Source organism: Legionella fairfieldensis ATCC 49588 (assembly GCF_000621525.1).
In the GTDB taxonomy this organism is placed as follows: Bacteria; Pseudomonadota; Gammaproteobacteria; order Legionellales; family Legionellaceae; genus Tatlockia; species Tatlockia fairfieldensis.
On sequence record NZ_KK211299.1, the window covers coordinates 149,739 to 158,670 of the forward strand.

Consider the following 8,932-nt stretch of genomic DNA (forward strand, 5'->3'; position numbering starts at 1 on the left):
GTTTATGTCGCAATTGATAGATAGACGCCTAAATGCGGGTAAAAAAAGTACAGTTAATCGTCAACGCTTTTTGCGTCGCTATAAAAATCAAATTAAACGTGCTGTCTCTGAGGCTGTTGGAAAGCGCAGTATCACCGAGATTGACCAAGGTGAACAGATAACCATTCCAGCTAAAGATATTTCTGAGCCTCGATTTCATAGAGGCCGGGGAGGGCACATAGAACAAGTTCTCCCGGGCAATGAAGAATTTGTTAGGGGCGATCGCATTAAACGTCCGGGTCAGGCTGAGGGCGGTAGCGGTGATGGGCAAGCCAGTAATAGCGGCGAGGGTGAAGATGATTTTGTGTTTCAACTATCACGTGAGGAGTTTCTGGAATTATATTTTGAGGATTTGGAACTGCCCGATCTCGTTAAAAAAGAGTTGGCTCGCTTAACAACATTCAAGACGGTGCGCATGGGCGTTAGCAGCAGCGGTATCCCTGCCAATATCAATGTCATTCGTTCCATGCGCCAGGCAACTGGCAGACGTATGGCTTTAGCATCGCCTTACAAGCGCCAATTGCATGAAGCGGAAGAGGAATTAGCCAGACTGGAGAAAACAACTGCGCCAGATCAAGTAGAGTTATTACGCTTGCAACGTGATATTGTTTTTTTAAAAAAGAAAATAAATGCCGTACCTTTTATTGATACGATTGATTTGCGTTATAATAATCGAATTCGCATCGCTGCCCCCTCAACGCAGGCGGTAATGTTCTGCATTATGGATGTTTCTGGCTCGATGGATGAAGCTAAAAAAGACATTGCCAAACGTTTTTTTATCTTGCTTTATTTGTTCCTTACCAAAAATTACGAAAAAATAGAGCTTGTTTTTATTCGTCATCATACTTCGGCAAAAGAAGTCAATGAAGAAGAATTTTTTTATTCCCGCGAAACGGGAGGTACTGTTGTTTCGAGTGCGCTGGAATTATTAAATAATATTATCCAGGCTCGTTATCCGGTATCGTCCTGGAATATTTACGTAGCCCAAGCTTCGGATGGTGACAACTGGAACGCAGATTCTCCCTATTGTCAGGAGCTGTTACAAGAAAAAATTATGCCTCTACTGCAATATTTCGCCTATATTGAAATCATGCCCCGCCACCATCAAAGTCTTTGGGAAGTTTATCAGCAGATAAAGGCTGGCTATCCTAATTTCGCCATGGAAAACATTGATAATGTGGCCGATATTTATCCTGTCTTTCGTGAGTTATTCAAAAGGAAAACAGCATGAAAAAGAAAAAGCCTTTATCCACAGGTGCTGAGTGGACCTTTGAACTGATTCAAGACTACGATAGAGAAATTTCCCGCCTGGCGAAGGATTTTAAATTAGATACTTACCCTAATCAGATTGAAATCATTTCCGCTGAACAAATGATGGACGCTTACGCGTCAGTGGGTATGCCGATAGGTTATCATCACTGGTCTTTTGGTAAACATTTTGTTGGTGTTGAGAAAAGCTATCAACGTGGCCACATGGGACTGGCTTATGAACTGGTTATTAATTCCAATCCCTGCATCTCCTACTTGATGGAAGAAAATACCATGGCCATGCAAGCCCTTGTTATCGCTCATGCCTGCTATGGTCATAATTCCTTTTTTAAAAACAATTATCTTTTTAAAATGTGGACTTCAGCGGATGCCATTATTGATTATCTGGTATTTGCCAGACATTATATTAGTGAGTGTGAACAACGCTATGGTATTGATGAAGTAGAGGCTACGCTTGACGCTTGTCATGCATTAATGAATTATGGGGTGGATCGCTATAAGCACCCTCCAACCCTGTCTATTCAGGAAGAGAAAATTCGCCAGCAAAATCGGGAAATTTATTTGCAATCACAGGTGAATGAATTATGGCGAACTATACCCCAGGGTAAACACAGGGACGAAAATGGATTGAAAAAACGTTTTCCTGAAGACCCACAGGAAAATATTCTTTATTTTATTGAAAAAAATGCGCCTCTCCTGGAATCCTGGCAGCGTGAAATCATTCGAATTGTACGAAAAATTGCACAATATTTTTATCCGCAAGGTCAAACCAAAGTCATGAATGAAGGATGGGCGTGCTTTTGGCATTATACCCTTTTGCATGCGCTTTATGATGAAGGGTTTGTTACGGATGAATTTATGCTGGAAGTGTTACAAAATCACACGAATGTGATTATGCAACCCGCTTTCAACAGTCCTTACTTTAATGGAATTAATCCCTACACGCTTGGTTATCACATGATGCAGGATATTAAGCGTATTTGTGAAAATCCCACTGACGAGGATAAACGCTGGTTCCCTTATCTGGCAAATAACGACTGGCTCACCAGTCTGGATCTGGCCATGCGCAATTTTAAAGATGAAAGTTTTATCGCCCAATATTTATCACCTCGTTTAATCCGGGATCTTAAATTATTTTGTATTATTGACGATGACAGGCATCCTGATTTAGTGATTAATGCTATTCACGATGAACAGGGGTACAAGACAATTCGTGAGGCGTTGTCAAAGCAATATAATCTGGGTTTTTTAGAACCGGACATTCAAATATATTCCGTGGATATAGAAGGCGATCGGTCCCTTACTCTGCAATATGTTCAGCAAAATCATGTGCCTTTAGGAGAGAACACCGAAGAAGTACTTAAGCATTTATACACATTATGGAAGTTTCCAGTCGTTTTGCAAACAGTAGATCCTCAAGGACAAATTACCAGGGAGTATCATTGCCCTCCTCGTCCTCCAATGAATAAAGATAGCAGTGAAGAAAAAAAGCGTTAAAAGTTTGCTAACTGTGTTTATCCTGTTTTGTGTATTATATCGGCATATTTTTCAAAATCTAACCTGAAAATCCAGTAACCCAATATACTTTTTAAAGGGAAAATTATGCCTTCATTACCAGAAACAATCATTAATTATCAAGAAAACAGAAATAAGCTCGATGAAACAAACAAAGAAAATCAGCTTAGAAATCAAGAAACTGGAAAAGAAGAAAAGAAAGGATTCAAGACTCTTTAGTTTTTTCAAAAAAGTGTGAACCACCAGACCGCTATGCGGTCTGGGTAAGAGATCAATGGGTTAATAGATTAGGCTTCTGACACAACGAACACCCCGTTGATTTCTCTTATTGAAGAGGCCCTGAGAGCTGTTAACACCGGAGGTGAAGTACTGAACCCACGCATCGGTAGAGGGACCTGCAGAATGCTCAGTGGAACTCCAGTAGTTGCCATTAGGGGTTGCTTGAAGACCCGCCAGGTCAAACAGGCTGGTTTGTACATTTTGCAACGTGGGGGTGGCTGAAGTGCCACAACCACTACCTTGAGTATTCATGTCATATCCCATCTCACAAATGGCGGGCAGATACCAGTCAGAATACCCACTGATTAATTGCGTACATAATCCTGCGGCGTAGTAAGTGATGGTGGTTGGTCCGGGATCTGCAGTAAAGAGAGGAGTACCTCCATTTGCCGTGGTATTGTTGGTAACAAATTGGTTATAAAAGGTCACGATGTTATTGGTATTGCAAGAACCGTCTGATATTCCATCGCATTGGGCAAAATCAGCAGCGGTAAAAGGATTGGGATTGGTATAGGTCGTTGAAAAAAAGGAAGCAAAATCGGCGTAAGTGGGGGAGCCAAGGGAGGATGTGGAGGTTCGATCAACCCCAGGAATCATATCCCAGCTTACATCAACATTGTTCATCCCACCGCTTCCGCCACCAATACCTCCATTTGAACTCCAGACAATCCCATCCGGAGGATAAACAGCGATCTGGTCTGTTGTTGTGAAGACTTTCCCACCCACGCTGTCAGTATTGGGAGCTGTGTCATCAAAAGCAAAGACATAACCGCCCTGATAAATACAGCCATAGCTTAAGATGACTACATCAATCGATACGGTCGTTGCGTTGTCAGCGCTGACCTCAACTGCGCCGGGCACAGGCGCTGTTCCACTTGAGCAGGGATTGGTACCATCGGAGGTGGCTGTGGCGCCGGGGGTAATGGTAATTGTGCAACTGCTGCCTGCTGCCAGTGTACTTCCACAGGTGGTGGTGTTTGAGGTTCCTGCGGGCCAAGTCGGTGGAGCGACCGATAAGTTCACCGCTGGATTAGTGCCTGTGTTGGTAATCGTAATCACGCGGGCAAGCCCGGAAGAAGGTGTTCCAGTGATTCCGTATTCTGTAAACCCTGTGACGCTTAGCGCTAATTGACTTACGCTTGTGCTCAGCGCGGTCGGATCCGGGGTACAGTTGACACTAACATTGGTAACATTCCCCGCACCCATCGTACCGCTGCCATTGGTGACCGTACAGGTTTGACCTGGTGGCTGCGTTAATACCGTCACATTATAGGGCGCACCCTGAGCCACGGTTGAAGTAAAAGTAAACGCCCCGTCACTACTCAGGGATAAATTATCCGCGCCATTGTTTTGGAGCACAACGGTTCCGGAGGATAAACCGGATAAAGTGCCTCCCACCGTGTAAGCATTGACGGAACATTGCACTTGTACAGTGGTGATATTAGAGCCACCTGCGGTACCACTGCCGCCGGTTACTGTACAGGTTTGTGTTGCGGGCTGTGTCAGAATCGTCACATTGTAGGTTGCCCCTTGAGCAATGGGTGTGGGAAAGGTAAAGGCCCCGTTGCTGTTGACGGTCAGGGTATCGCCGCCATTATTTTGCAGCACCACTGATTCTGATACCGCCAGCCCGGCAACATTTCCCCCTACGGTGCGGGTATTTGTGGAGCAATTCACGGTCACGTTGGTGACATTGGCATTAATGAGGATACCGCTGCCATTGGTTACGGTACAGGTTTGAGTGGCAGGTTGACTTTGCACCGTGACTGAATAAGTACTTCCCGGAGGGAGCGCGCTTGAAAAGGTAAAGGTTCCGTCTGCATTCAAGGTCAGTGCATCACTCCCATTATTTGCAAGCACTAAAGTCCCTAAAAGACCAAAGACAGAGCCCCCTACGGTATAATTGGCTCCTTTGATAATATGTAAGATGTCAGGGCGGCCTGGCTGATAACATTGGTTGGGATTGCCATGCTCGCACACGGCAGGGCCGCCCAGAATATCCCCTTTCAAGGTGTTACCGTTAATGAATAAACTTAAAATACAGGATTGCTGGTAGCCTAAAACAAAAAGACTGGCGCAGTGACCTGGCGTTGTTACCTGGGTCACTCCGGGTATGTTTTTCATCACCAGCGTATGTGGCCTTCTGGATTGATTGGTCACTTGATAGCTTACCGTAGCGGTAGCGTCTGCTTCCACCGTGAGATTTGTCGGAGTTAATGGGGTAAATGTCCACAAGGGCATGCCTGCGTGCGCGAAAGCCATGGCCAATGCCAGCCATGCGCCAGTCATTATTCTCATAATCTGTCTACTGTTCATCAGGTGTCCTTATGCAATGTAAGTAAGAGTAAACCACACCTCAGAGGTGTCGGGGTATGGAGGATTGCTCGTGACGAGAGAAAAAATGCGATGCTTCATAAGTGCTCCTACAAAGTAAAAACGAAATTATGGAAAAAAAGCAGCCAGCCATAATCTTGAATAATGAGGAAAGGGATGCAACACGCACCGTAAGTTTTAGACAACTCAAAAAAAGAAAACAGAACTGGAAACAAAGAAACCAAAATCGAACAAAATCCGGTATGGGTTGGCAGCTCCGGGCAATAGCTCTGTTATTGCCTCTTACAAGCAGTCCCTTTTTAATAGCTGATAGATAATTCATTCCTTGCCTCAGCAATCCTGCATATTGTTATTTGGTGCGATTTGACATCAATAAACTCTCAAAAATTATCATAATTTGTTGATGTTTAAAATCAAAATATTCTTTTTTATTTGAACTTGGCCTCGTTAACGTTTTCTTTGTCGCGAGGGAGATATCGTTTCATGATACTCAACTTGTCTGAAAAAGTTACCTTGATTAAACCTACGTGTTTTGAATAGCGAGCGTAGGCTGGGCTTCACAGCCTAGCCTATTAACTAATTCAATAGATAATTGAAATTAATAGTGATATCGGCATTGGACAATATAAAGAGCCTTATCAGTCGGTTTGTAAATAATTCGATGTTCTCTATCAATTCGTCGCGACCAATAACCCGACCAATGATGTTTTAAAGGTTCCGGGTCACCTATTCCATCAAAGGGATTTCGTTGAATATCTTTTATAAGTGCATTAATTCGTTTAATGATTTTTTTATCAGTTGCCTGCCAGTAAAGATAATCATCCCAGGCATTTTCAGCCCATGATAAAATCATTCTTCAATGATTCCATGTTTTTGGGTTTTTCCAGCTTCGACTTCAGCTATTGCTTGACTTAAACGCTCTGCATTTTTCGGGCTTGTCATTAAGTAAGCTGTTTCTTCGTAAGATTTAAAATCTTCCAGGGACATAATGACTGCCGGTTTTCCATTTTGTCTGGTGATGAGAATAGAAACATGATCTTCATTTACTTTATCAAGAGTGCTTGCCAAATTATTTCTTAAAGCGGAGTAACTTAAAACTTCCATAATAATTCCCTGGTAATAATTGTACTTAATATGGTACATGTACTTATAATTGTTCGCAAGCTTAATTGGAGTATAAAGCGAGCGTAGGCTGGACTTTTCAGCTCTCAATAGCCGCTATATGGCAAACTCGAGTAAAAATGGGGAGATTACCTCACCGCCTGCATAGATTATGATTAAATCAAATTTAAGCCCATTAAAAAATCATCATAAAATTTATTATTAATTTTCAGAGCTTGAGTGATTGTTCCTTCAATAACAAAATTAAATTTTTTATATAAATTAATAGCAGAAAAATTATCTGTTCTTACTTGCAATTGTATTTTAACGAGATTTTTTTTCTTAGCCCAACCAATCGCCTCGACCAGCATTTTTTTCCCAATAGATTGCCCCCAATGAGATTTTTTTACGCTTAAACCTAAGTGCCCAATATGGTCTAAGCGAGAGGCATTTGAAACATCTAGAAATAATTGTGAAACAATCATCTGATTTATTTTACCCACAAGCATGAGTGAGTTTTCTTTTTTTAAGCATTCATTAATAATGTCTATTTCTTCTTTAAGGGAAACGGGAAACTCATTTTGACCAAATGTGAGAAAATCCGTTTCCCCTCCAATACTATTTAAAAAGTCAATTATTTCTTGAGCATCTTCTGGTTCAGCTTTTTTAATAGTAAGAATTTCCATCTATTCATTCAGCCTCTGTAATCAAAATTTCAAAAACTTTACCATCATCCAGTGTCAATGTTAAATCATTTAAATGCTCGCTTTAGGCAACTTGTTTGTTTGGCGACCCTAACGGTAGAGACTAGCGTATAAATCCTCAGCCCTTATAAACCAAATACCTTTAATTTTTTCCTTTTCAAAAGCTATTTTTATTCCTTCAGATACTAATAAGTGATTTGTATATTCTTCATCTCTTGCGATCTTATGCGCTCCCATGCAACCAGGCTTATAGGTTAAATATCTAAAAGTATCGATAGCATCTGTCCCCGCTATTAGATTATAAATAGATTTTTCACGATCAATGCCTACAATGGTAGAAGTGACATTTAATAACTTATAATTGATCAGGATACCATCCTTGCAGTGAACCTCTGTATCAAAAAATTGCACATCAGCAGGCGCTAATTCTAGCAATAAATCTACTATCTTTTGATTCACTAGTGGAGATGATGAGTTGTTGGGAATACAATCATAGCTACTAATTTTTTCTTGCAACATTTCATGTACAAAAATGATTTTCTTGTCTACTTTCTTGTTTGCTAATCGAACACCATCTAAAAATAAAAACCGATCGGGTGAGTGTTCTCTATCGTATTCAGCTATTAATTTATTAGTACAATTTTTAGGTTTTTGCCATAAATAAATCATTTTTCACCTTACTTAACCTCAGCTCGACATAAGGAATTTATTATTTTGTATTTTTGTATGAAGATGTAAAGAGGGTTTTCTTGGTTTAAGCATATAAGCCATGAGTCCCGCCAACAAATTAATGACAAAATTATCAGGTTTTCTGTGTCTTGAATGGTCGATATGACAAATTGACTTTAGTTGCTCTATTACCGTTTCAACCAGTCCACGGTGATTCAAAAAGAACTGGTCAAAAAGATTCATTGTTTTTTCTTTCATATTTCGCCTCACCCTGGTGATGAGGCGTAAGCCCTTTGCCAATAAGGACTCTGTTTTTTGTTTTGACAAATACCCCTTGTCCCCAGCAGCGAGTCCTTCAAGGTTTTTAAAGAGTTGTTCTAATGGGACCCGGTCATCTACATTGCCTTTGGTAATGCAAAAAGCCACTAACTCGCCCTCATGGTTAATCACTACATGAAGTTTGAACCCAAAAAACCACCCCATGGATGTCTTGCCTCGCTCGGCTATCCCATCAAAGGTCTTGTGACGATAAATGCGTTTATTATGGCAGACTGCAAGAGGTGTTGAGTCAACATAATACAAACCGGTTTTCTTACCCAATCGCGAGTAAAGATAGGCTGTTAACGGAATGAGAACGCTCGACATAATTTCTGTAAATCGATTGTAACTCACCAGCTCTGGGAAATAGTTCCTCATATCCTTCTGCACACAATCACGATAATAATCTTTAAAGGTACGGTAATGACTCAAATGAAATAAAATAACTAGCGTCATGATTTCACTGGCCGACATTCTACAAAACCGAGCACGCTTTCTATTGGGGGATGGAAGTATATAAAATGAACTTTCTTTAAACCATGCCTTGCAAAAATCATCAATATCACAGAATATTTCTACTATCGGTACCAACATCTTATTTCCTTATAAACTGGGGAGTTTTTAACGAACTAAAATGTACTTGGTACCGATGCTCATTGCAATATTGCTATTATTTAAAAATTTCTTATATCGAGTTGAGGTTA

9 protein-coding genes are annotated in these 8,932 nt (G+C 41.0%); 3 read left to right on the forward strand and 6 right to left on the reverse strand.

Translation table 11 applies throughout. The features are described from left to right. The first annotated feature begins 4 nt into the window (after positions 1 to 4). The 3 genes from T345_RS0111550 (at position 5) to T345_RS15520 (ending at position 3,042) form a co-directional block, all read left to right on the forward strand. Positions 5 to 1,270, forward strand: a complete 1,266-nt coding sequence (locus T345_RS0111550) for a YeaH/YhbH family protein (RefSeq protein WP_028389477.1) — start codon at positions 5 to 7, stop codon at positions 1,268 to 1,270. Continuing rightward, positions 1,267 to 2,805, forward strand: coding sequence for a SpoVR family protein (locus tag T345_RS0111555; RefSeq protein WP_028389478.1), 1,539 nt, complete (start codon positions 1,267 to 1,269; stop codon positions 2,803 to 2,805). Before T345_RS0111550 ends, T345_RS0111555 begins: the two co-directional genes overlap by 4 nt. A gap of 105 nt (positions 2,806 to 2,910) precedes the next feature. Further along, positions 2,911 to 3,042, forward strand: a complete 132-nt coding sequence (locus T345_RS15520; RefSeq protein ID WP_278044079.1) for a hypothetical protein — start codon at positions 2,911 to 2,913, stop codon at positions 3,040 to 3,042. A 60-nt stretch (positions 3,043 to 3,102) separates the two neighbouring features. On the opposite strand, the gene T345_RS14665 is transcribed toward T345_RS15520, so the two are convergent. The 6 genes from T345_RS14665 to T345_RS0111595 form a co-directional block, all read right to left on the reverse strand. Next, positions 3,103 to 5,418 carry an Lcl domain-containing protein gene (locus tag T345_RS14665; RefSeq protein ID WP_084273804.1) on the reverse strand — a complete coding sequence of 772 codons (2,316 nt, stop codon included), beginning with the start codon at positions 5,416 to 5,418 and terminating at the stop codon, positions 3,103 to 3,105. A 616-nt stretch (positions 5,419 to 6,034) separates the two neighbouring features. Then, positions 6,035 to 6,289: a Txe/YoeB family addiction module toxin gene (locus T345_RS0111575; protein WP_028389481.1), complete on the reverse strand. Its 255-nt coding sequence runs from the start codon at positions 6,287 to 6,289 to the stop codon at positions 6,035 to 6,037. Then, on the reverse strand, positions 6,286 to 6,540 hold the full coding sequence (locus T345_RS0111580) for a type II toxin-antitoxin system Phd/YefM family antitoxin (protein WP_028389482.1): 255 nt from the start codon (positions 6,538 to 6,540) through the stop codon (positions 6,286 to 6,288). The genes T345_RS0111575 and T345_RS0111580 overlap by 4 nt, the downstream gene beginning before the upstream one ends. Before the next feature lie 173 nt (positions 6,541 to 6,713). Then, positions 6,714 to 7,223, reverse strand: a complete 510-nt coding sequence (locus T345_RS0111585) for a GNAT family N-acetyltransferase (protein ID WP_028389483.1) — start codon at positions 7,221 to 7,223, stop codon at positions 6,714 to 6,716. Positions 7,224 to 7,331: 108 nt separating this feature from the next. Continuing rightward, the gene (locus T345_RS0111590; RefSeq protein ID WP_028389484.1) at positions 7,332 to 7,910 is read right to left on the reverse strand and encodes an imm11 family protein; all 579 of its coding nucleotides are present in this window, start codon (positions 7,908 to 7,910) and stop codon (positions 7,332 to 7,334) included. An 18-nt stretch (positions 7,911 to 7,928) separates the two neighbouring features. Then, positions 7,929 to 8,822, reverse strand: coding sequence for an IS982 family transposase (locus tag T345_RS0111595; RefSeq protein ID WP_035918823.1), 894 nt, complete (start codon positions 8,820 to 8,822; stop codon positions 7,929 to 7,931). Positions 8,823 to 8,932 lie beyond the last annotated feature (110 nt).

Excerpts from the sequence above, each read along its gene's own strand:
- T345_RS0111550 (WP_028389477.1), top strand. The coding sequence starts at position 5 with ATGTCGCAATTGATAGATAGACGCCTAAATGCGGGTAAAAAAAGTACA.
- T345_RS0111555 (WP_028389478.1), top strand. The coding sequence starts at position 1,267 with ATGAAAAAGAAAAAGCCTTTATCCACAGGTGCTGAGTGGACCTTTGAA.
- T345_RS15520 (WP_278044079.1), top strand. The coding sequence starts at position 2,911 with ATGCCTTCATTACCAGAAACAATCATTAATTATCAAGAAAACAGAAAT.
- T345_RS14665 (WP_084273804.1), bottom strand. The coding sequence starts at position 5,418 with ATGAACAGTAGACAGATTATGAGAATAATGACTGGCGCATGGCTGGCA.
- T345_RS0111575 (WP_028389481.1), bottom strand. The coding sequence starts at position 6,289 with ATGATTTTATCATGGGCTGAAAATGCCTGGGATGATTATCTTTACTGG.
- T345_RS0111580 (WP_028389482.1), bottom strand. The coding sequence starts at position 6,540 with ATGGAAGTTTTAAGTTACTCCGCTTTAAGAAATAATTTGGCAAGCACT.
- T345_RS0111585 (WP_028389483.1), bottom strand. The coding sequence starts at position 7,223 with ATGGAAATTCTTACTATTAAAAAAGCTGAACCAGAAGATGCTCAAGAA.
- T345_RS0111590 (WP_028389484.1), bottom strand. The coding sequence starts at position 7,910 with ATGATTTATTTATGGCAAAAACCTAAAAATTGTACTAATAAATTAATA.
- T345_RS0111595 (WP_035918823.1), bottom strand. The coding sequence starts at position 8,822 with ATGTTGGTACCGATAGTAGAAATATTCTGTGATATTGATGATTTTTGC.